Genomic DNA, 22,596 nt, shown 5'->3' on the forward strand with positions numbered 1-22,596 from the left:
CTTCTATATCGAAATAGTTGACAGATGTAATTGGAGATGTTACAATTCGTGGTATAAATGTCGATATCGAACTAAAATTCAAAGAAAGACATGGTGTTTTATAATGGATTATTTGAAAGTGCTAGTCGAAGAGATTCATTCAGTTGTAGTGGCAACGGTTGATGAAACGGGACATCCGCATACAGCTGTTATGGACATGATGTGGGAGGACGGGAAAACAGTTTATTTTTTGACTGCCGATTTTAAACCCCTCTACAAACGGCTTAAGGAAGATGGACGTGTAGCAGTGACAGGGATGACTCAAGGTGCCGGAACTATGGATCGTAAATCTATTTCCCTAACCGGTCAGGTGGAATGGATTGGAAAAGAGCATTTAGAAGAGTTGTTAAAAGCCAATCCATACATGTATGAGATATATCCGACGGAGGAGGGACGTAGTCACCTACAAGTCTTTCGTTTTAAAAATTCAGTAGGCAATTTTTATGATTTGACGCAATTGCCTCCCTATCAAGCAAGATTTGAAATTGAGGGATGATAAGATGACAAAGATTCAAGATGCAAAGAAAATCATTGAAGAAGCAGATAAAATTGTGATCGGAGCGGGAGCTGGCTTATCTGCAGCGGCTGGCTTAACCTACTCAGGCTCACGTTTTGAGGTTTTCTTTAAAGATTATATTGCTCGTTATGGCATGCAGGATATGTATTCTGCAGCATTTTATCCTTTTGAGACAGCCGAGGAGCGCTGGGGCTATTGGGCCAAGCATATCCATCATAATCGATACCAACCAGAGGGGCTTCCTCTTTATAGAGATCTTTTCGACTTGGTAAAGGACAAAGATTATTTTGTGATTACGACCAATGTAGATGGGCAGTTTATGAAGACAGGATTTGCTCGGCAGCGTTTCTTTGAAGTGCAGGGCAACTACGGAGAGTGGCAGTGTTCAGTTCCTTGTCGTCAGGAAGTCTTTGATAATGAAGCGGCTGTCATGGAGATGCTAAAAGAAACAAAGGATTTAAAAATTCCAACTGACTTGCTACCATATTGTCCAAATTGTGGGGCACCAATGACCATGCATTTACGTGTTGATCAATCTTTTGTCCAAGATGAGACCTGGGAGGCTTCTTATGAAGCTTATCAAGGATTTTTTGAAGGGATTGAATATCAAAAGATGGTTTTCTTAGAATTGGGTGTCGGTTACAATACACCGACCATTATTCGCTATCCTTTTGAGAAAATGACAGCACTATTTCCAAAGGCTCATTTGATTCGCCTCAATCGTGATGATCTTGAAGGTTTTGCTGCTACAAAGGAAAAGACAATTTCTATAAATGATGATATGAGGGAGGTGCTCCGACAATGGCTAGCAGACTAGAATATTTGATTGATGTTTTAAAAAGCGAGCAAGGATTGACAGAGCTAGAGATTCCTGAAAAGGTAGAGGAGCAAGAAGTGTTATATCGGGCTCTTCAAAATGTCCGTTATCCGGCACCAGTGACAGCCGACTTTCTCTACCAACAAGACCGTTATTTACAAGAAAAACTAGTAGAAAAAGGAGTTGTAGACTTAAAAGACTTGACTCCCATTCGGCCTAATCTCTACCTGTGGCAAGGCGATATCACTCACCTGGCAGTCGATGCCATTGTCAATGCGGCCAACAGCAAGCTTTTAGGCTGTTTTGTACCTAATCATTCTTGTATTGACAATGCCATTCACACAGCTGCGGGGGTTGAACTACGTTTAGCCTGTCATGAGATCATGCAGGAGCAAGGAAGGGATGAAGTTACGGGTCAGGCAAAGATGACCAAGGCCTATAACCTACCTTCCCGCTATGTCCTTCACACGGTTGGGCCTATTATCTATGACGAAGTGACAGATTTGGAAAGAGGACAGTTGGCCTCGTCGTATGAAGAGTGTTTGAATTTAGCTTATGAAAAAGGTCTTAGAAGCTTGGCCTTTTGTTGTATCTCAACAGGTGAATTTCGCTTTCCAAATGAAGAGGCAGCCAAGATTGCGATAGAGACGGTTCTACAGTTTCAGAAAAAACACCCTGATATGATAGTTGTATTCAATGTTTTTAAAGATTTTGATTATACGATTTATCAAACATTATTAAAAAACTAATGTTTCTATATAGAAACATTTGACGGATGTAACAGACAGTGATACAATAACTTTGTTATTTCGATATAGAACAAAAAGGAGACAAAATGGACAAGATGCTAGGGGGCTACCAAGCTCTACAGATTCGTTTGTTGAATGGGCGTATCTTTCAAAAACTCTTGAGCAAGGAACCAGATGCCAAATACCGTAGTGAACAAGGAAAAATCTTAACAGTGCTTTGGCAAAAAGAAGATGGTCGAGCAACTGCGACAGATATCGCCCTTGCTTCAGGATTAGCTAACAATACACTGACTAGTATGATTAAGAAATTAGTGGACCAGGGCTTGGTTACGATTAAACAGAGTGACCAAGACAAGCGCAAGAAGTTTGTCGTTTTGACCGAACTTGGTTGGGCGCAAAAAGAAATTGGAGACCGTGTCAGTAAAGAGTTGGGTGAGATTTTTTATCAAGGATTTTCTGATCAGGAAATCCGAGAATTTGAAGCTTATCAAGAGCGTATTATTGACAATCTAAAAGCTAAAGAGAATGAACTGTAGTAGAGGGGAAAATGCTTATGATTGGAATAACAGGTGTAACAGGGAAATTAGGCTCTTATGTGGCAGATCTTGTCGATCAGCAAGGAATTTCTTCTATCCATCTGGCAAGAAGCCCAGAGCGTGCAAAAGTCTACGCGTCAGCGGAAATTCGTAAGATGGTGTATGCCAATACTCCAGAGGTGGTTGAGACCTTAAAGGGAATCGATGTCTTATTGATGGTCTCTGCTCGGGAAAATCCAGAGCGTGTCAAGGAGCACAAGGAGTTTTTAGATGCTGCAAGACTAGCAGGGTGCAACATATCGTTTATACCTCCTTTTATGGGGCAGATGAGAAGGCAACTTTTACCTTGTCTCGAGATCATGCCCAGACGGAAGCCTATATCAAGGAGTTAGGGTTCACCTATACTTTTTTGAGAGATAATTTTTACTTGGACTTCTTGATTGATATTGCACTTGAAAATGGAGAAATTCGTGGTCCGGCTGGCAGGGGCCGTGTGTCAGCTGTTGCCCGTAAGGACACTTCTAGGGTCGCAGCAGAGATTCTCTTAAACCCTAAGGAATGGGAAAATCAAACCTTGAATCTAACAGGGCCAGAGGATCTTTCTATGGAAGAAATCGTAGAGCTTCTCTCAAAAGAGACCGGTAATGCCATCACGTATGTAGACGAATCGGTAGAAGAGGCCTATGAGTCACGGAAAAAATGGCCAGCACAAAACTGGGAGTACGATGCTTGGGTCAGTACCTATACAGCTATCAAAGTTGGGGAACAAGCTGGGGTTTCAACAGATGTCGAAAAAGTCTTAGGACGTCCAGCAAGTAGCTTATTGGATATTCTTAGAGACAGAAAACTTATTGAGGAAGAACATGATTGAATATAAACATGTAGCCTTGTGCTACACGGATAAAAACATTTTAAAAGATGTCAATCTCCGCATTGAAAATGGAGAATTTATGGTTCTTGTGGGACCTTCAGGATCTGGAAAGACTACCATGATCAAGATGATTAACCGTCTTTTGGAGCCGACAGATGGCAATATCTATATGGATGGAAAACGCATCAAGGACTATGATGAACGGGAGTTACGTCTCAGTACAGGCTATGTCCTTCAAGCCATTGCCCTCTTTCCTAACTTGACCGTTGCGGAAAATATTGCTCTCATTCCTGAGATGAAGGGCTGGAGCAAGGAACAAATCACTTCTAAGACAGAAGAACTCTTGGATAAGGTGGGGCTCCCTGCTGCAGAGTATGCAAAGCGCATGCCTAGTGAATTATCGGGTGGAGAGCAACAGCGGATTGGCATTGTGCGAGCTATCATTGGGGAACCAAAAATTCTATTGATGGACGAACCTTTTTCAGCTTTGGATGCCATCTCTCGCAAGCAGTTGCAAGAATTGACCAAGGCCTTACATAAAGAATTCGGCATGACGACCATCTTCGTAACACATGATACGGATGAGGCTTTAAAATTAGGGGATCGAATTGCAGTTTTGCAGGATGGAGAAATTCGTCAGGTCGCAGAACCTGAAACAATTTTAGAAGCGCCTGCGACAGACTTTGTAGCAAACTTGTTTGGAGGTAGCCTTCATGTCTAATTTGATTTCAACATTTCAAGAACGTTTTGGGGACTGGTTAACGGCCCTCGGACAGCACTTACAATTGTCTCTTTTGACCTTAATTATTGCAATTTTCCTCTCAATTCCTTTGGCCATTTATCTTAGCACGCGCGAACGTGCGAGTAACTGGGTCTTGCAACTCGCTGGTGTCTTTCAAACCATCCCTTCCATGGCACTTCTGGGACTATTTATCCCTATTATGGGAATTGGAACGCTTCCTGCTTTAACAGCTCTAGTCATTTATGCGATATTCCCAATTTTGCAAAATACTATTACAGGATTGCATGGGATTGACCCTAGTTTGGAAGAAGCTGGGATTGCCTTTGGGATGACCAAGTGGGAGCGACTCAAGAAGTTTGAAATTCCACTGGCTATGCCTGTGGTAATGTCAGGGGTAAGGACTTCTGCGGTAATGATTATAGGGACTGCGACCTTGGCAGCCTTGATTGGGGCTGGAGGACTTGGTTCCTTTATCCTTCTAGGTATTGATCGAAGAAATTATAGCTTGATTGTGATTGGGGCCATTTCTTCAGCGGTTCTTGCTATTTTATTCAATATTGTTCTAAAATGGATGGAAAAGGCCAAGTTACGCACGATTTTTGCAGCTTTCGCTATCATGGTGCTTGGTTTGGGAGCAAGTTACGCACCAAGTATGATGCCTCAGAAAGAGAAAGAAAATTTAGTCATAGCCGGTAAATTGGGACCTGAACCTGAAATTCTCATGAATATGTACAAGCTTCTCATTGAGGAAAATAGTGACATGACGGTGACGGTTAAGCCTAACTTTGGGAAGACAGATTTCCTTTATCAAGCGCTTAAAAAGGGTGATATTGATATCTATCCAGAATTTACAGGGACCATTACAAGCTCTCTCTTGCAGCCAGCTCCTAAAGTCAGCAACGACTCCAAAGAAGTTTTCGAGGTTGCGCGTGATGGTATAAAGAAACAAGATAATCTAGCCTTGCTCAAACCGATGGCTTATCAAAACACCTATGCGATCGCTGTTCCGAAAAGTATTGCGAAAGAGTATAATCTGAAGACGATTTCTGATCTCAAGAAAGTTCAGGACAAGGTCAAAGCTGGTTTCACGTTGGAATTTAACGACCGTGAGGACGGAAACAAAGGACTTCAATCAGTTTATGGACTAAATCTTAACGTAGCTACCATGGAGCCGGCACTTCGCTATGAGGCAATCCAACAAGGCAATATTCAAATAACAGATGCCTATTCAACAGACCCAGAAATTGCTCAATATAATTTAGTTGTTCTAGAGGATGACCAACACCTCTTCCCACCTTACCAGGGAGCACCCCTCATGAAAGAAGCCCTCCTTAAGAAACATCCAGAATTGGAAGGTATTCTTAATAAGTTATCTGGTAAAATCACAGAGAGCCAAATGAGTCAGATGAACTACCAAGTGGGAGTAGAAGGAAAACCTGCTGCTAAAGTCGCACGTGAGTTTTTGGTAAAAGAAGGTTTAATTAAGAACTAAAAACATTCTCAAGTTGATAACTTGAGAATGTTTTGTATAGAACAAAGTTATTCTTACTCTTCCGTTTTATTTATTAGCTTAGATCATATGTTACTCAACAGATTTTAGGGCTTCGAGCATATTGACTTTCTTAAGGTGTTGGTTCACAAAAATACCGAGACCTGTCAGAATGACAATAACTACAAGTGTTGGAATAGCATAGATGAGCCAGCTCAGATCTGGATTGAACATGATGTTTTCAGGAGGTATAACCTCTACCATGTATTGATGCAATCCCCAACCAAGTCCGAATCCAACCAAGATACCAATGATAGAGAGATAAATGGTTTCTCGATAGATGTAGAGTGTCACTTCTCTATTAAAGAAGCCTAGAACCTTAATGGTTGATAACTCACGGATACGTTCTGCCACATTGATATTTGTCAAATTAAAGAGAACAACTAAAGCAAGAAGAACAGAAATCCCAATCAATACTGCCATAACACAGCTAAGGGAGTTGACGATGGTCTTGATTTGTGCCTTTAGAGTAGTATTTTGAACAACCCCTTTGACACCATCAAGCTCCATAAATTGACTGGCTGTTTGCTCAACGTTTTTGTCTGAGTGATTCTTCAGTGTCAGAATAGTAGCATTTTGGCTCGCCTCTTTACCAAAAGCATTTCTGTAAGTAGTTTCATTCATAAAGATGAAGTGACCCATATACATTTCAGAAATACCAGCAACTTTGAGTTTGATATCCTTGTCTTGACTATTTTGAACGGTTAACTCATCCCCTACAGAAACGCCAGCTAAGTCTGCCAATTTCTCAGAAATAATAATCCCTTTGTCGGTCAAATCGAGTTTTTGACCAGTTTCACGATTATTGAGCTTGATGTAATGTTGTAGAGTTTCTTGATCCTTGTCTTTGACCACAAGGGTTGTGATATCTTGACGATCGTTATTATTTCCTGCCACTTTTGAAAGCATTTCGTAATGAATAGAAAGATGTTCCTTGACCTTGCTATCGTTAATTAATTTTTGGATGTTTTCCTTTTCCTGCCCATCCAGATGATCCTTGTTTGCGACAATCATATCATAGCGAATGATGTTAGGGAATTGGCGTGTGTTAAGGTCTCCAATAGAAGAACGAATACCGAGTCCAGCAAAGAGAAGTGCGATGGAACCGCAGACACCAAAAATAGTCATGAACATCCGTTGCTTGTATCGGAAAATATTACGGGCAGTGACTTTTTGTGTAAAGTTCATCCGGTTCCAAAGTGGGGTGATGCGCTCCAAAAGAATCTTAGAACCAGATGTTGGAGGTTTTGGAAGAAGAAGTTGGGCTGGCTTTTCTCCTAATTCGCGCTTGGCTACCATGAAAGCGGGAAGAACTGTGGACAAAAGACCAAGCACAATAGCTAGAAGAGTCTTAAATGGATAAAAGTGTAACTCAATTGGTGCGAGGAGGATTCGCTCTTTATAACTATTGTATATGATAGTTGGAAGGAGAATATGTCCAGCAGCAACCCCAATAGCAGTACCAATCATGCTCGTCACGAATCCATAAATAATAAATTTACGGATGATGTCCTTGTTTTGGTAACCGAGAGCTTTGAATGTCCCTGCCTTAATCCGTTCTTCTTCGACGAAGCGTCCCATTGTTACAAAGGTAACCAAGGCAGCAATAAAGTAGAGGATAACAGGGAAGATATTACTGAGGTTCTGAAAAACAGAAGCGTTGGTCTCATATGAAACGTACCCTTCTGACCAAGGAGCTTCACGACGTGTGTAGACATCGTAGCTTGGTTCAGCAATGCTATCGATTTTTTCTTGAGCTTCCTTTATCTGCTCCTTCTTTTTATCGATTTCATCTTGTGCTTGTGTCAATTGTTCTTGGACAAGAGGATTCTTATCTTGACCGCTGGCTTTCGCTTGTTCTAGTTTCTTGTTAAGTTCAGTCTCTGCCGTTTGAAGTTGACTTGTTTGTTGGTCAATCTTAGCCTGTGGATCAGCTTTTAATTCTTTCAAACGGTTAGCAGGTTGATTTTTTACTAATTTTTCGAGATCATTTTCGTGTTTGGAAACCTTGTCAGTGTAATCCTGGGTATAGGGGTTAGCACTATGGACGTCTTTGTAAGCTAAGCGTGCAATCATGTAGACGTCGGAATCAAAACTAGATTCAGGAACTACCGCATAACCTTTGAGTTCCCCACTACCAGCTGTCGATGAACCGAGGTCAACACTTGATAAGATTTCAGATGACTGAACAAAGCCAGTGATGGTAAAGGTGTGTTCTTTTAAGACATCCTTACCATTGTCACCCTCTTTTTCAGAAAACGAGATCTTGTCACCTATCTTATATTTGTCTTGATAGACTGAAGAAAGAGCAATTTCACCTTGCTTACTTGGAAGTTTTCCTTTTACAACCTCATAAGTTGAGATATCTTTTGGTTTTGAAAATAGTCGAAAGGCATCAGTGGAGTCTTTCAGAACGACATCTTTAAAGTAACCGTACTCAATGTTTGCCTCTGAAGAGACTTGATTTAGGAGGTCTTGATCCGACTGGTTAAGTCCATAGCTACCAGTAACTGTGAGGTCAGCAGTTTGGTGTTTAGTGAAATAGCTTGTTCCCGTGTGTTGCATATCAGGTGTCGTCACCTTTAGACCCACAAGAGCGAAAGAACCCAAGGCCATGAGTGAAGCAATAGAAACCACCCGTCCTTTAGAACTAGAGAAAGACTTTCTGACATCTTTCCAATAAGTTTTACGATTCATGAGACATCCTTTCTAGTACTCGAGGCTATCAATATCTTGTGGAGTTGCATTGAGTTCAATACTTTGAACACGCGCATCATGCATACGAATCACACGATCTGCAATCGGTGCAAGCGCCCCATTGTGAGTAACAATGATAACGGTAGCTCCTTCATTGCGAGCCTTATCTTGGAGAATCTTCAAGACCTGTTTTCCAGTATTGTAATCCAGGGCTCCTGTAGGTTCGTCACAGAGGAGAATTTTAGGATTTTTTGCGACGGCGCGAGCAATAGCTACTCGTTGTTGTTCACCACCAGACAATTGTGCAGGGAAGTTGTTGATGCGTTTCCCAAGACCAACATCAATCAAAGTTTGTTCCGCATCTTTAGCATCCGCGACAATTTCAGAAGCCAACTCTACATTTTCTTTGGCCGTTAAGTTTGAGACCAAGTTATAGAATTGAAAGACGAATCCGACATCGTCTCTACGATAAGCTGTTAATTGTTTCGCATTATAATTGGAGATGTCTTTCCCATCGATGATGACCTTTCCTTCATCATTGGTATCCATACCACCAAGAATATTGAGAACAGTTGATTTTCCTGCCCCAGAAGAACCGAGTATAATCACTAACTCCCCTTTTTCAATCTCGAATGTGATATCATTGTTTGCGATGATTTCTACATCACCTGTTTTATAACGTTTGTAACTATGTTTCATTTCAATATAAGCCATGTGTATTTGTCTCCTTTAAAAGTTATCAGTGCTAAAACAACAACCTGTTGAATGATTACGGAAGTTATTTTATGATTTTTTTAATACGAATGCTACAACACAAATCAACAATGTGTTGAAATAAGGATATGGAAGTTGTATTAATCAATGAAAATACTTGATGATAGTTGACAATTTCAAAAATCAAGATATACTTTAATCAACAATTTGTAGAAACAAGGGGTTCGTATGCAGCAGAGACAAACGACAACTAAGTCAGATATAAAAGAAGCCTTCATTCAGCTGTTAGCTACAAGAAGCTTAGAGGACATTACGATTAGTCAGTTAACCAAAAAAGCGGGTGTTAACCGCTCGACATTTTATCTGCACTACCTTGATAAACAGGATTTTTTAGAGCAGTTAAAGGAAGAAACCTTGACGACTGTTCGCATGATCTTAAGGAAAGAAACCTTTCATCCCAAAGAAGCGTTGGAATCCATCTTGTCTCATTTTCAAGAGAACAGTGCTTTTTTTGTTGAAATTGCAAAAAATCCAAGCTTTCGTTTTGCAGATAACATTCGTTCTTTTATTTTGGGTATGATTGAGTCAACGCCACGTTCTCGACCAGTCATTGTGGCAGCTTATCAAATGCCAGAGCGCTATGCTATTACCATGTATGTTTCTGGTTTGACAGGCCTTATCGTCGACTGGATTATCAATGGGACTCAAGAAAGCCCCCAACAATTGACCAAAATTATACTGGATTCTCCAGGAATGGAGTGGTTTAAGGGATAAGGTGGAGATGGACAAGAAATAATTTAATTTGATTTTTTACTAAATTTTCTACATTCACTTGTAGTTTTAAAACAAGGTTAACAATTTAAGGAGCTGAACGTTTCAATGAATCAATATACCATCCCACAATTTATCGTCGATGCTTTTACAGATACTGTTTTTAAAGGGAACCCGGCGGCTGTTTGTCTTCTTGATAAATGGTTGTCAGATGATACTTTACAGAATATTGCTAAAGAAAATAATCTTTCTGAGACAGCTTTTACGGTTAAAAATGATGATTACTACGAATTACGTTGGTTTACTCCAGGTGGGGAAATCGATTTGTGCGGCCATGCAACCTTGGCAACGGCTTTTGTTCTTTTTAGATTTTTTGAAAAGAATGCTGAAAGTCTAACTTTTGCTACACAGAGTGGGGAACTTTTAGTTACAAAAAAAGGTGAGTACTATGAGCTGAATTTTCCAGCATACTCCACGCAACAGGTTGCAGTCACAAGTGAGATGGAAGAAGCAATCGGTGTCCGTCCGCTTGAAGCATGGCTTGGAAGAGATCTAGTATGTGTCTTACCTCATGAAAATGAGGTCATTAATGCAAATCCAGATTTTGATAAAGTAAAAGCTTTAGATGGGCTTCTCCTGAATATCACTGCCAAAGGAAGCAAGTATGATACTGTGACACGAAGTTTCGCTCCAAAATTATCAGTCAAGGAAGATCCAGTCTGTGGATCAGGACACTGTCATGTCATTCCTTTGTGGGCTAATAAGTTGGCACAAGCAGAATTTAGGGCTTACCAAGCCTCTGAAAGGAGTGGCATCCTCCTTTGTCGTATAGAGGGTGATAGGATTTACCTTGCAGGAAAGGCTGCCCTATATAGTCGTGGAGAAATTTATGTCATGGACTAAATTTCTGTCGATTACGAAAACGTAGAAGTATTAGTGACAGTAATGAAAACAAAATCCCAGTCGAAAGATGTCTAGCTCAGCTAGGCATTTTAAATTTCACAACATTTTTTAAAGAATTTTCAGAAAAGACTTGACAATTTTGAAAATAAGCGTATGATAAGATTATGAACTTTTAAAAATAGTAATTTTACTATATTAACTCATGTCGACTACGGATGGTATGGTAAAGTGACTATATGGTTCTAATAACTATTCTATAGAGCGTTGCGTCCGAAAGTCATTCCTGACACGGCTCTTTAAAAACAAAAGGAGAAGATTATGAAAACAGAACCGATTCATCGTACCAGTATGTGGAAATTTAAGTTAAGTGCTGCCACCATGACTTTGATTCCCGCTGCCGTGGGGATTAACTATGTTGCCAAAGCCTTGGCGGAGGGGTTAAAGTTGCCCGTTTGGCTGGGGTCTTTGGGAACCTTTCTTGCCAGCATGTTGGCTGGGCCGGTTGCCGGTGCCATCAGTGGTTTCATCAACAACGTGATCTATGGGCTAACCTTATCGCCAATTTCAACCGTGTATGCGATTACCAGCATCGGAATTGGGATTGCTGTCGGAGTTTTGCACGCCAATGGGTGGTTCTCGTCAGCGCGACGAGTATTTGTTTCTGCTATTATTATTGCCTTCGTTTCAGCTGTCATTTCAACGCCACTCAACGTCATCTTTTGGGGTGGTCAGACCGGTATCGCTTGGGGTGACTCATTGTTTGCGGTAATGGTCGCCAATCATGCACCAGTGTGGCTGGCCTCATTTACCGATGAGTTTGTCTTGGATATTTTGGATAAAGTCTGCGTGGCCTACCTGGCATTCTTCATCTATCGTCAGCTGCCGAAGCGGATGGTGCACTTCTTTAGCGGTGATAAATGATGACTGATCAAACATTGATTTCTGGAGCGCCACGGGTCAAGCTCAAGTGGTACCAGGTGATCGATCCGATTACTAAGCTCTTGTTCATCTTGGACATGACGTTGTTGAGCTTTGCCAGTATGAATTTATTGCTTCAGGCCGGATTAATTCTTGTCGCAACATTGCTATTGTTATTTTCCAAATTGAGTTCTACCATCTTTAAGGCGCTGGGATTCAGCCTGTTTCTGATTTGCACCATGCTGATCATCCAAGGGTTATTTTACAGTCGGAATCAAACTGTGCTGTTTTCTGTGCTTGGGGTGTCGTTCTACAAAGAAGGCCTGATTTACGCCACCACTCTGGGTTGTCGAGTATTGGTGATTATTTTGACCAGTGGCTTTTTTATGGTGACCACGAGTATTTCAGAAAACGCGGCCTATTTGGAACTGTCCGGATTGTCTTATAAAACCGTCTACGTTCTGATGTCGGTGTGTTATATTTTGCCGGAAATGATGCGCAATATGCGGAAAATCCAGCAGGCACAAAAAGTTCGCGGAACCAATCCGCAAAAAACGTTGATTCAGAAATTAAAGTCAGTCCTGCCGGTTCTAATTCCATTGGTGATTAAGACCTTGGATCAATCGATGGCGCGGTCGATTTCGCTCCAACTGAGAGGTTTTGATAATCCCAACCGGACTGTCAGAACCTCCCAGCGCGTGTATCGCCTGTCGCGGACGCTGCACATTGGTCTGACTGGATTGGCAATTTTATTGATTGGGTGGAAGATATGGACGAAGATAAACGGATTGTAATTGAAAATTTGACTACCCGTTATCCGGGTACTGAGCAACCACAACTGCGTAAGATTAACGCGGAGGTTCATACCGGCCAGGTGGTTGGGATTATCGGGAATAGCCACTCCGGCAAATCGACTTTGTGCCGTGTGCTGGCAGGGGTCATTCCCAAAATTGTGTCTGCTGAGATTGAGGGCGACTGGCACATGTTTGGCCAGCGAGTGTCCGACAATTGGCCCGTTTATAATGCCATGAATGGAGTTGTACTGCAAAATCCAGCTGGCCAACTAAGCGGGTTGGCAGACACGGTTGCCGATGAAATCGCCTTTGACTTGATTAATCAGGGAATGGCTGAAGGACTGATTCAAAAACGGGTTGAAGAAGTTGCCACGCAAATGGGGCTGATTGAACAGCTGAATTTGCGTCCCGAGAGCCTTTCCGGTGGTCAGATCCAGCGGTTGGCAATTGCCACGGCGGTTGTGGCTAATCCGGCTGTTTTGATTATGGATGATCCGACCAGTCAGATGGATCCCCTTGGCCGCCGCCAATTTTTCCAATGGCTGGCTCAAGTCAAAGAGACGACTGTCTTCATTGTCACCAGTGAAATTGACGATTTGTGCGAAGTCGCCGACGTTGTGTGGGTGCTGCACGAGGGTCAAATGGTAGCCCAGGGCAGGCCGGGTGAGGTGTTTAATCATTTGGCAGCTGACTGGCAGATTCCAGCCCCGACAATCCAGCAACTTGCTCAAAAAATGGATTGGCACTTGGCTGATGGCCGGTATCCGGTGAATGGCGCTGATCTGAAGGAGGCTTGTTATGTCCACAATTGAACTGAACCACCTGACGTTCACTTATCCGGAACGGTCCTTTAGCTTGGATGTTGAAGACAAACACTTCGCCGATCCGATGGTGGCGATTGTCGGCCAAAATGGTGCCGGTAAATCAACGCTCTTCAAATTGTTGACGGGCTTGCTGACACCACAAACCGGTGTGATTAAGATCGATGGAGAAAATTTTAATGATCTTAAACCAGTCGAAAAGTTACTGAAGGTTGGGATTACTTTTCAGAATCCTGACGATCAGCTTTTCAACCCGACCGTTCAACGAGAGGTGGAGTGGAGTGTCGCGCAGGTCATGGATGACCACGACACGATTACGAGGCGGGCTTTAGCGGCTCTAAAAAGAGTTGGCTTGGATGATAAAGCAGCTGAAAGTCCATATGACCTGTCATTGTCGGAACGCAAGCTGTTGAGCGTTGCCACAGTTTTGGCAGTGGATCCGGCGATTTATTTATTTGATGAGCCGATGATGTCGCTTGATTGGGAAAGCCGGCGCAAGTTGACCGCAATTTTCCATCAGTTGGCTGATTCGGGCCACCAAGTTGTGACCATCACCCATGACATGGATTGGGTCGCAGCCGAGTTTGAGTCGGTGTATGTTATGGAACACGGGAAGTTTGGCTTCGCCGGCAGTCCACGGGAATTGTTCAGCGATCACGAACTTGTCCAGCGAGTGGGATTACTACCACCGCGGATTATGGACATAGCGGAGTCGATGGGTGATTCACAGACATATTTATCGGTTAATGATTATTGCCAGAAAAATCGAGATGTATAGAAAAAGTCACCTCTGCGGGTTTTCCAGGTTGAAGGATTAACTTCAGCTTCTGGCAAGAACTCACATGGGTGACTTTTGTGTTTAATAACGTTTCATAATCATCGGGTGCTTCCTCAGATCACTCGGTTTGATTTTACTTTTTTTCATGGTCATAATCATATACCATTTCTTTTGGATCTTTTGGGCTCTTTGTCAACTGTAGTGGGTGACGAAAAGCTAACATCTAGAGAGAACCTGATAGGTTTTCTCTTTTTGTATGTTCAGAGTGATGAAGACACGTTTCTTAAAGTTGATGAAGTTTCTAAAACCGAAGCCCAAGCGTTTGATGTCTTTGATCAACTTATTAGTTGCTTCAAGTTTTGCGTTTGAATAGTCTGTTTCTAGTGCGTTTTTGATGTATTGTTTGTGTCTAAGAAAAGTCCTAAAGACAGTTTGAAAATAATGATTGACGACATTTAAGTTTTCTTGAATGAGCTCAAAAAACTCATCTACTCTTTTCTCCTGAAAGTGAAAAAGCAAAAGCTGATAAAGAGAATAGTAGTCGGTAAGCTCTTCTGAAAGGCCTAGTGTCTTCTCAATGATTTCATGTGGTACTAAAGTTTGTCGGAAGGTTTGTGAGTAAAAAGAATTGAGAGATAACTTACGGCTGTCCTTTTGAAAGAGTCTCCAGTGATTTTTCAAGGCTCGATAGGGTAGTGACTTCTTATCAAACTGGTTCATAATCGCAATTCTTGTCTTTAAAAAGGCTCGACTAAGGTGCTGAATAATGTGGAAACGATCAAGAACGATTTTAGCGTTTGGAAAAAGCCTTTTGGCAAGTGGAATATAAGCCCCAGACATATCCATAGTGATAAACTGCACCTGTTGACGAGCTTCATGCTTTCCTGCTGCAATTTCGCACAAAGGCTGTTGTACCATGAAAAGCTAGATTTGTAAAGGGATTTTACGGTTTTATTTCAAACTAAGGCTGAATGTAAACTTGCTTCCTAAGCCATACTGACTTTCTGCTGTGATTTCGCCACCAAGCTGATGGGCTAGTTCTCGTGCAATTGCAAGGCCTAAGCCATGACCACCTGTTTTCATATTGCGCGAAGTTTCGACACGATAAAGGCGTTTATAGATCTTTTCCAAATCTTCAGGAAGGATCCCCTGACCCTCGTCTTTCACACTGATTGTCAGCTCTTGTTCTGTTAATTGGGCAAGAACCTCGATTCTGGTTCCTGGTTCTGAATATTTAAAGGCATTGTTTAACAAATTGACCAGAATGCGAGAAAGTTTGTCAGAATGGCTCTTGATTTTCGCCGACTCAGGTGACACTTGAATGTAAACATCTCGCTCTTCTTGTTCAATCTGGAGTTGAAATTCACTCATTGACTCAATCAACAGCTGATCTAAAAAGATCTCTTCGACTTCTTCATCAGCAGTATCTTGAGGTTGTGTATTAAGAGTCAAAACATCCAATTCCTCCACTAGCTTGTTTAGACGCTCAGTTTGCCGACCAATCGTGGATAAGTAGTGGAGCCGCTCCTCTTCCTTAATCACTCCATCTAGAATTCCCTCCACAGTAACCTGAATGGAGGTAATGGGAGTTTTAATATCGTGAGAGAGCTGCGCAATCATCATTCTCTTTTCTTGCTCGCTCTCATCAAGTGATTGAAAGGTAGCCTGCAATTTGTGGGACATGTCATTAAAAGCCTGGTCCAGCTCTTGAAATTCTAATGGGCCTTTGGTTTCAATTTCTGTGCTGAAATCCTTGCTTGCTATATTCTGAGCTTGTTTTTTCAAATGTTTCAGAGAAGAGAAAACAGGCGACAAAAGAAAGATGCTCACTGCAGCGCCAATGAAACTAGCAATCAAGGTCATTCCAACTAGAAAGTAAACTTCACTTTTATCAATCAACATTCGTTGGACTGCCCAGAAAACGACCAAAATAGTCAGTAAAGTAGACACTAGATAACCCACTAAAATATAGTTTTTTAATTTCATTTTCTACCTCTTGGTTTTTCCATCTTATAGCCCAAACCCCAGACAGTTTTGATAGCAGGAGCATTTGAATTCGTATACTTGGTCAATTTTTGCCTCAAAGCATGAATATGAACATTGAGTGTATTGGTATCATCCACATAGTCCTCTTGCCATACCTTCTCGTAAAGTTCCGTCTTTGAAAAGACTCTCTCAGGATTGCTGGCCAATACCCATAGAAGTTCAAAGGATTTTACTGTCAATTCCAAAGGTTGTTCCCCAAGGCGGACCTCATGAGTCACATGGTTGATTACCAAGTCACCAAACTCGATCTGTTCTGTCTCTCCCCCACGGCTAAGGCGACGCAAGATATTATTCACTCTTAAAACTAATTCGCGTGGGCTAAAGGGTTTGACTATAAAATCATCTGCCCCCAAACTTAATCCATAAATCTTATCCTGTTCGCTTGTCTTAGCAGTTGTAAAGAGGAAGGGTTGATTCGGGGCGATATACTGAACTTCACTGATAAAATCATAACCGTCCATATTGGGCATCATGATATCTGTGATAATAAGGTCGATAGATTTTTTTCTAAAAAGCTCTAATCCCTCTTTACCATCATGGGCGACTAAAACGTCATAACCAGCCTGTATAAGATAGCGGTTTTGAATATCTAGAATATTTATCTCATCATCAACCAGCAAAATTGTCTTTTTCATTTGACACTCCTTCGATAAAAACAGTGTTACACTTGCTTTAGTATAACACTGTTTTCTCTAATGTTTAAGTGATTTGAATCTTAATCTTCTCGTTTGGTTGTCAAACCCAAAAGTCCAACAAGCCCTGCCAAGGTTAGACCAAAGATACCAAGGCCAGCTGTAGCTGTTTTAGCTTCCCCAGTATTTGGTAGCATCGCTTTATCATCTTTTTTCATCATATTAGCCATTGGGCTAGAAGCTGGTTGATCTACTTTCATATCTGACATATGGTGATTTGTACCCATCATACCCTCAGTCGTACCTGTAGAGCCTGTTTCAGAAGGCTTCGTATTCATCTGACCTTGTTGAGATGGTATTGTCGCCATTTCTTTTCCACGAAGCTGAATCGTTACTTGACGAGTAGCAATCAGATTGGTCAAATCAGGTTTGCCGTCTTTAGCGCCATAGACTTTAACAGTAGCTAGATACGTATGGGTTCCGTTAGCTCGAACTTGCTCCAGCAAGGCCTGACCATCTTTGCCAACCGTATTGCCATTCAAATCCACTTCGTAGAAATATTGGCCTTTAGCCAAGCCTTCAAGTGGCAATAGAGCAGGATTTTTAGCTGTTCCGTTGTCTGACCACGGAGCCTTGTCTGAAGCTTTCAAGATTAGACGAGTCAACATGCCATCTCCACCAAAAGCTTCGTAGGGAATTACTTGGTTGACACCGGCCAAGAAAGGTCCAGGAACCTTAGCCTTATCAAGGTAGCTAGCTGGAACATCAATCATGTCTTTGATATTGTTAACAACAGACTCTTTAACCTGATTTGGTGTGGTCAAGCCATTCAAATTGACAGTAAAATCTTTAGTTGCTACGAGATTGCTCAAATCTGCCTTGCCATCTTTAGCGCCGTACACCTTGATAGTAGCTTTATAACTTTGAGTACCATTTTGTTTCAAGAAGTCAAGAAGCTCTTTATCTGATTTACCTTGAGTACCTGCCAAATCCACTTCATAGAAGTAAAGGCCTTTGCCCAATTTTTCTACTGGTGGGAGAGCAGGATTTTTAGCTGAGCCATTGTCTGACCATGGAGCCTTGTCTGAGGATTTCAAAATCAAACGAGTTAACATACCGTCACCAGCGAAGAATTCATATGGAATGACTTGGTTAACACCGGCTGTGAATGGACCAGGGAAATTGGCCTTGTCCAAGTATGTAGCTGGAACATCAACCGTATCTTTAGTGTTGTCGGCCACACCTTTTTGTACTTCAGCTGGGGTGGTTGCTGGTTGAGCTTCACTTGCTTCACGGTCTTGTCCAGAGACGGCAGGCGCAGGATTTGTCGCAGGTTCAACCACATCTTCTGTTTCTTTCTTAGATTCTGATTTTGCTTGCACTTCTTCTTTTGGTGCTACTACATGGTCTTCAGCAGTCACATCCGATTTTTCTGGAGAGCTTGTAGTATCCAAGCTTGCTTTAGGTGCTGAGTTTACCTGTTCTGAAGGAAGAGCTGTATCGACTGCTTCTTTGAGAAGTTCAGCTGGTAAGTCGCTCTTTTCACTCACCGAAGCAGCGTCTGGTACGACTTGAGCAGGGGTCGGATTGACGACATCGGCACGTGCAGAACTTGGTTGCCCAACTAGGACAAAGAAGCCACTAGCCACAACAACTGAGGCAACACCGACACTGAGACGGCGAATAGACCAACGAGTATATCTTTGATTTTGATTGAATTTCATAGGATTCTCCTTAGAGTTTTTCTTTATTTGATGGCTCTAGTATAATATCCTAAAATAAAAAAGGCTTAAGGCAAAGTTAAATTTTTCCTTAAATCCCTCTTAAAAATACTTATATTGATTCATTAATCATTGGGGAAGAAAGCAGCCCTTCCTCTCCAACTCACTCAGCTCTGTTAGAGTATCCAAATGTTAGTTATTAATCACCGCCATGATATAGGTATCTGCCTGTAAGAGGTCATAGTGCTTTCTAAGTTCTTGAGAGTATGAAAGCAGCTTTTCTAAAATCTCTTTATTGGTCAAGTGTGAGTAAAAAGTCGGGCGATAAAAACGTCTATCGCTGAGTTTACTACTATCCTGTTGAATGAGTTTCCAGTTACGAATGACTGTCGAAGTAGAGACAGATAGACTGTCTGCGATAGCCGTCATAGGGACTTTCTCGATTAATTTTTGAGTGATTTTCTGGTTGACGATGGTCGCGATTTGGTGATTCTTTTTGACTAAGGAAGTCTCTGAGAAAGCCATTTTCCCGCAGACTTTACAACGGAAACGACGTTTTCTTAATCGAATGAGTATCTTATAGCCTGCACACTCTAGATAGGGGATTTTAGATTCTTTTTGGAAGTCATATTTAGCCATTTGTCCTAAGCAGCGAGGGCACATAGGTGCAGGATAATCATCTAGCTTATCGATGACTTCTTTATGTGTTCCAGCATCAAAATAATCAAAAATCTTGATGTTCTTGTCTTTAGATTCTTTCTAATGTTGGTTTGGTCACTTTTCATTATAGGTCTTATGGGACTTTTTTTCTACAACAAAATAGGCTCCATAATTCCTATGGTGGTTTTACCCACTACAGAAATTATAGAGCCTTTTATTGCAGTTTACAAAGACTTTTTAAGGATTTTAATTGCATTTTCTTCAGTCTTACTTGTATAATGAATAAAAAAGTAAAAATAGTATTATGAAAAAGAAATGGAAGGTAGAGGCCAATTTCTCCAGCAGTGCAACGATTTCTTATATGCATGGAAGAGAAGTTTTCTGGATTGCTAAAGACAACTCCTTGATACTTCGTCAGCTTTTGGTACAATAGTATAAATTTACAAGAGGTGATTTATGATTTAGCAACACACGATTCCCATTTTAGAGTTTGACAACAAGTCACATGGCCTGATCATTTAAAAAAAGTGAAGTAAGGAAGTCTTGCTTTACATATCCTAATGATGATTAGTAAGAGCAAGGAGTCATTGCGTTCTAAAGCACTAGCAACTAGCGTTGGCACCAATGCTAGTCACATTCGAAAGGTAATCGCTTTTTTGAAAAATGCAGTTTTGCTTCGTTCCTAGCAAGAAAAAACAGTCCTCACTTTTAAAAAATAGAAAATAGGGGAGTTAAAAAGGATATAAACTGTAAAAGGTATAGCATTTTGGATGATGTATAGAATAATAAAAGAGCTCAAGTTTTCATTGATAAAACTTGAGCTTTTTTTATAGTAAGGCTAACAAGATGGTAAGGACCAGAGCGATGCTCATCCGAATCAGGTGGTGGGCTGGGTGGAACACTTCTTTGCGTTTCCCATTCCAATAGGCCCCGTAGCAAATCAAACCACAGCCGATCAGCCAAAGGACTAGAGCGACAATCGGTAAAAAGAAGTAGAGGGTGAGAGATAAGGTCGCAAGGCTACTTCCGATGAGGAGAAATGTATTTCCTAGAGTGTGATTCCCTTTTTTAACTTCAGAAAGAGAAGCCAATAAGTGAAGAAGAGCAAAAGCAAGGGCAAAGAAGACTGTAAAAAAGCCGATAAGAATGTGGAAGAACATAGGGTTTCCTTTCTAAGATATGATTGCCTGAGTACTATTTTTTATGACTGATTTTATGAAGAATCATAAATGATACTTCAAGATTTAAAATAATAACCAATAAGGTAAAAAGAGAGTAACCATAAAGTTTAATTGGAAATTCATTTTTGAGATTGCAAAGAGCAAACAAACTCGTAAAAATGCCCGTCAACAATCCAGGCACATATTTTCGAATAACGACTGTCTGAATCAGATGTCCTAAGACATGGTAGATATAAGCGATTATGATGCTTGCGTAAATGCTATAGTTGTTAAACTGGTAACTAAGATATAGCGATGTCATTAGGATCAGAAATTGCTCCAAGACAATGGCATTGAAAGCAAAAGGAGTGTAATAAGATAGGATTCGATTGTTTGGATACTGGATTGATATTTTTTTGATAAAGGATGGCATCCAAACGATTTCTTCGAGTTCGTGAAGCATGAATAGGGCTGGAAAAAGAAAATAAAATTGCACGATGGACATTGAAGACACGCTTTTCTAGTTAGAACCCACTTTTAAAATCTCCAAATAAAACTGGATGACTTCTTGTTCGGTGTAGGACTTACCTTTCTTCAACCACCAGCTGAGAGTTTCGATGAAATGGCTGACGACCAGGTGTTTGAGGTAGGAGTGAGGGATGGTTGGATGGGCCTTAATCAGTTCGTCGGCTACCATTGGATAGACGTCATGCTCTAGTTCTTTTCGTAGTTGCCGGATGAAATAATCATTTTTAGAGAGCAAGAGACTGGTCACATGGTCTTGATTTTTCTTGAAATGCTGAAAGATATGGGCCAGGTAGTCTTGTGGGGATAGGTGTTCAGCACGCTCAAAGAGATGGTGAAAGAGCTTTTGACAGAGTTCATCTAGCAATAATTCCTTACTCTCGTAATGGCTGTAAAAGGTCGAGCGCCCCACATCGGCTAAGTCAATGATTTCTTGAACGGTGATAGCCTCGTAGTCTTTTTGGTTGAGTAGGTGTAAAAAAGCTTGATAGATAGCTTTTCGAGTTTTGGTGATGCGACGATCCTGTGCTGTCATATGGACACTTTGAACAAACTGTTCAGTAACGTACACCCTAAACAGTTTGCTCCTATCCTTTCTGTTGATAGTAGTGGATAATAGATAATGAACAAGATGTTCATGAATCTATTATATCAGAGGATTTAGGATTATGAAGACTAAACATGCGGTCTGGCTGGCTTTTTTCTTGAATTTAGGCTATGCCATTGTTGAGTTTATTGCAGGAGGAATTTTTGGATCCAGTGCGGTCCTGGCTGATTCCGTCCATGATTTGGGAGATGCTATTGCTATTGGGATTTCAGCCTTTTTGGAGAGCATTTCAAATCGTGAAGAAGATAGCCACTATACCTTGGGCTACAAGCGCTTTAGCCTTTTAGGGGCCATGGTAACAGCTGTGATTCTTATGACAGGGTCTGTTCTTGTGATTTTGGAAAATATAACGAAAATCTTTCACCCACAACCAGTCAATGATGAGGGGATTCTCTGGCTAGGAATCATAGCCGTCAGCATCAATGTGCTAGCGAGCCTCGTCATTCGCAAGGGGCAAACCAAGAATGAATCCATTCTTAGCCTGCATTTTCTGGAAGATACATTGGGCTGGGTGGCTGTCATCCTAATGGCCATTGTTCTTCGATTTACCGACTTGTATATTCTGGATCCGCTCTTATCTCTTGCTATTTCCTTCTTTATTCTGTCAAAAGCCATTCCACGTTTTTGGAGCACGCTCAGGATTTTCCTCGATGCCGTGCCAGAAGGAGTGGATATCCAGCAAGTCAAGAGTGATTTGGAGCAGTTGGAGCATGTGGCTAGTATCAATCAGCTTAATCTTTGGACCATGGATGGCCTGGAAAAGAACGCCATTGTCCATGTTTGTCTGGAGCATGTCAACCACATGGAGGTTTGTAAAGAAGCGATTCGTACCTTGCTCAAAGATTGTGGTTTTCAAAACGTTACCATTGAGGTTGATGAAGACCTAGCCACCCACCGAGCCCATAAACGTAATATTGAGGAGTTGGAAGTGGGTCAAAATCAAGGACATTGTCACCATCATTAAGAAACGTTATTTAAACTCTTAGAGTTTGTGTCTAGGAGTTTTTTTGATACTAAGTCAACTAAAGT

The 22,596-nt window shown here is 41.3% G+C and carries 22 protein-coding genes and 4 pseudogenes; 16 read left to right on the forward strand and 10 right to left on the reverse strand.

The window, feature by feature from the left end; translation table 11 throughout:
- Nucleotides 1–103: 103 nt before the first annotated feature.
- From ADH51_RS07430 to ADH51_RS07460, 7 genes and pseudogenes are all read left to right on the forward strand, one after another.
- Nucleotides 104–535 (forward strand): pyridoxamine 5'-phosphate oxidase family protein, encoded by a 432-nt coding sequence (locus ADH51_RS07430; RefSeq protein ID WP_004182458.1) that lies wholly within the window; start codon nucleotides 104–106, stop codon nucleotides 533–535.
- 4 nt (nucleotides 536–539) lie between these two features.
- Complete coding sequence (locus ADH51_RS07435) at nucleotides 540–1,373, forward strand: SIR2 family NAD-dependent protein deacylase (RefSeq protein WP_048675680.1); 834 nt, start codon at nucleotides 540–542, stop codon at nucleotides 1,371–1,373.
- On the forward strand, nucleotides 1,358–2,122 hold the full coding sequence (locus ADH51_RS07440; protein ID WP_048675683.1) for a protein-ADP-ribose hydrolase: 765 nt from the start codon (nucleotides 1,358–1,360) through the stop codon (nucleotides 2,120–2,122). Before ADH51_RS07435 ends, ADH51_RS07440 begins: the two co-directional genes overlap by 16 nt.
- Before the next feature lie 86 nt (nucleotides 2,123–2,208).
- Complete coding sequence (locus tag ADH51_RS07445) at nucleotides 2,209–2,658, forward strand: MarR family winged helix-turn-helix transcriptional regulator (protein WP_048675686.1); 450 nt, start codon at nucleotides 2,209–2,211, stop codon at nucleotides 2,656–2,658.
- 17 nt (nucleotides 2,659–2,675) lie between these two features.
- Nucleotides 2,676–3,529: pseudogene (locus tag ADH51_RS07450) on the forward strand (SDR family oxidoreductase).
- Nucleotides 3,522–4,250: an ABC transporter ATP-binding protein gene (locus ADH51_RS07455; RefSeq protein ID WP_048675688.1), complete on the forward strand. Its 729-nt coding sequence runs from the start codon at nucleotides 3,522–3,524 to the stop codon at nucleotides 4,248–4,250. Before ADH51_RS07450 ends, ADH51_RS07455 begins: the two are co-directional and overlap by 8 nt.
- Nucleotides 4,243–5,763 carry an ABC transporter permease/substrate-binding protein gene (locus tag ADH51_RS07460; protein WP_048675691.1) on the forward strand — a complete coding sequence of 507 codons (1,521 nt, stop codon included), beginning with the start codon at nucleotides 4,243–4,245 and terminating at the stop codon, nucleotides 5,761–5,763. Before ADH51_RS07455 ends, ADH51_RS07460 begins: the two co-directional genes overlap by 8 nt.
- A 90-nt stretch (nucleotides 5,764–5,853) precedes the next feature.
- Here ADH51_RS07460 and ADH51_RS07465 read toward each other — a convergent pair whose 3' ends face one another.
- Both ADH51_RS07465 and ADH51_RS07470 read right to left on the reverse strand, forming a co-directional pair.
- Complete coding sequence (locus ADH51_RS07465; RefSeq protein ID WP_048675696.1) at nucleotides 5,854–8,517, reverse strand: FtsX-like permease family protein; 2,664 nt, start codon at nucleotides 8,515–8,517, stop codon at nucleotides 5,854–5,856.
- A gap of 12 nt (nucleotides 8,518–8,529) precedes the next feature.
- Complete coding sequence (locus ADH51_RS07470; protein WP_048675699.1) at nucleotides 8,530–9,231, reverse strand: ABC transporter ATP-binding protein; 702 nt, start codon at nucleotides 9,229–9,231, stop codon at nucleotides 8,530–8,532.
- 228 nt (nucleotides 9,232–9,459) lie between these two features.
- Here ADH51_RS07470 and ADH51_RS07475 point away from each other — a divergent pair, with 228 nt between their 5' ends.
- From ADH51_RS07475 to ADH51_RS07500, 6 genes are all read left to right on the forward strand, one after another.
- Nucleotides 9,460–10,005 (forward strand): TetR/AcrR family transcriptional regulator, encoded by a 546-nt coding sequence (locus ADH51_RS07475; protein WP_013990552.1) that lies wholly within the window; start codon nucleotides 9,460–9,462, stop codon nucleotides 10,003–10,005.
- Between the two features lie 105 nt (nucleotides 10,006–10,110).
- The gene (locus tag ADH51_RS07480; protein WP_038676090.1) at nucleotides 10,111–10,905 is read left to right on the forward strand and encodes a PhzF family phenazine biosynthesis protein; all 795 of its coding nucleotides are present in this window, start codon (nucleotides 10,111–10,113) and stop codon (nucleotides 10,903–10,905) included.
- Nucleotides 10,906–11,223: 318 nt separating this feature from the next.
- Complete coding sequence (locus ADH51_RS07485; protein WP_002884905.1) at nucleotides 11,224–11,826, forward strand: membrane protein; 603 nt, start codon at nucleotides 11,224–11,226, stop codon at nucleotides 11,824–11,826.
- On the forward strand, nucleotides 11,826–12,617 hold the full coding sequence (locus ADH51_RS07490) for an energy-coupling factor transporter transmembrane component T (protein WP_171963570.1): 792 nt from the start codon (nucleotides 11,826–11,828) through the stop codon (nucleotides 12,615–12,617). The genes ADH51_RS07485 and ADH51_RS07490 overlap by 1 nt, the downstream gene beginning before the upstream one ends.
- Nucleotides 12,593–13,429: an ABC transporter ATP-binding protein gene (locus ADH51_RS07495; RefSeq protein WP_048675703.1), complete on the forward strand. Its 837-nt coding sequence runs from the start codon at nucleotides 12,593–12,595 to the stop codon at nucleotides 13,427–13,429. Before ADH51_RS07490 ends, ADH51_RS07495 begins: the two co-directional genes overlap by 25 nt.
- Nucleotides 13,416–14,216 (forward strand): energy-coupling factor ABC transporter ATP-binding protein, encoded by an 801-nt coding sequence (locus ADH51_RS07500; protein ID WP_048675706.1) that lies wholly within the window; start codon nucleotides 13,416–13,418, stop codon nucleotides 14,214–14,216. Before ADH51_RS07495 ends, ADH51_RS07500 begins: the two co-directional genes overlap by 14 nt.
- Nucleotides 14,217–14,439: 223 nt before the next feature.
- Here the strand turns inward: ADH51_RS07500 and ADH51_RS07505 are convergent.
- From ADH51_RS07505 to ADH51_RS09920, 5 genes and pseudogenes are all read right to left on the reverse strand, one after another.
- Nucleotides 14,440–15,092 (reverse strand): annotated as a pseudogene (locus ADH51_RS07505) (transposase); the annotation flags it as partial.
- 75 nt (nucleotides 15,093–15,167) lie between these two features.
- Nucleotides 15,168–16,202 carry a sensor histidine kinase gene (locus ADH51_RS07510; RefSeq protein ID WP_048675708.1) on the reverse strand — a complete coding sequence of 345 codons (1,035 nt, stop codon included), beginning with the start codon at nucleotides 16,200–16,202 and terminating at the stop codon, nucleotides 15,168–15,170.
- Nucleotides 16,199–16,897, reverse strand: a complete 699-nt coding sequence (locus ADH51_RS07515; protein ID WP_037611630.1) for a response regulator transcription factor — start codon at nucleotides 16,895–16,897, stop codon at nucleotides 16,199–16,201. Before ADH51_RS07515 ends, ADH51_RS07510 begins: the two co-directional genes overlap by 4 nt.
- 80 nt (nucleotides 16,898–16,977) lie before the next feature.
- Nucleotides 16,978–18,618 (reverse strand): SSURE domain-containing protein, encoded by a 1,641-nt coding sequence (locus tag ADH51_RS07520; protein WP_048675712.1) that lies wholly within the window; start codon nucleotides 18,616–18,618, stop codon nucleotides 16,978–16,980.
- Nucleotides 18,619–18,843: 225 nt separating this feature from the next.
- Nucleotides 18,844–19,353 (reverse strand): annotated as a pseudogene (locus ADH51_RS09920) (transposase family protein); the annotation flags it as partial.
- Between the two features lie 226 nt (nucleotides 19,354–19,579).
- Between ADH51_RS09920 and ADH51_RS10285 the strand changes: the two are divergent.
- Nucleotides 19,580–19,708: a hypothetical protein gene (locus ADH51_RS10285; RefSeq protein WP_256262666.1), complete on the forward strand. Its 129-nt coding sequence runs from the start codon at nucleotides 19,580–19,582 to the stop codon at nucleotides 19,706–19,708.
- Nucleotides 19,709–19,814: 106 nt separating this feature from the next.
- Nucleotides 19,815–19,958, forward strand: a pseudogene (locus tag ADH51_RS07535) (Rrf2 family transcriptional regulator); the annotation flags it as partial.
- Nucleotides 19,959–20,102: 144 nt separating this feature from the next.
- On the opposite strand, the gene ADH51_RS07540 reads toward ADH51_RS07535, so the two are convergent.
- Genes ADH51_RS07540 through ADH51_RS07550 form a run of 3 tightly spaced genes read right to left on the reverse strand, consistent with a single transcriptional unit; the run spans nucleotide 20,103 to nucleotide 21,495 of the window.
- Nucleotides 20,103–20,435, reverse strand: coding sequence for a hypothetical protein (locus ADH51_RS07540; protein WP_048675714.1), 333 nt, complete (start codon nucleotides 20,433–20,435; stop codon nucleotides 20,103–20,105).
- 34 nt (nucleotides 20,436–20,469) lie between these two features.
- Entirely contained in the window at nucleotides 20,470–20,940 is a 471-nt protein-coding gene (locus tag ADH51_RS07545; protein ID WP_048675715.1) for an HXXEE domain-containing protein, read from the reverse strand.
- Nucleotides 20,941–20,955: 15 nt separating this feature from the next.
- A complete protein-coding gene (locus ADH51_RS07550; protein WP_239682173.1) occupies nucleotides 20,956–21,495 on the reverse strand; it encodes a TetR/AcrR family transcriptional regulator in 540 nt (179 codons plus the stop codon).
- 133 nt (nucleotides 21,496–21,628) lie between these two features.
- Here ADH51_RS07550 and ADH51_RS07555 point away from each other — a divergent pair, with 133 nt between their 5' ends.
- Nucleotides 21,629–22,531: a cation diffusion facilitator family transporter gene (locus ADH51_RS07555; protein WP_048675719.1), complete on the forward strand. Its 903-nt coding sequence runs from the start codon at nucleotides 21,629–21,631 to the stop codon at nucleotides 22,529–22,531.
- The last annotated feature ends 65 nt before the right edge of the window (nucleotides 22,532–22,596 follow it).

The organism is Streptococcus sp. 449_SSPC (assembly GCF_001073005.1).
Taxonomy (GTDB): Bacteria; Bacillota; Bacilli; order Lactobacillales; family Streptococcaceae; genus Streptococcus; species Streptococcus salivarius_F.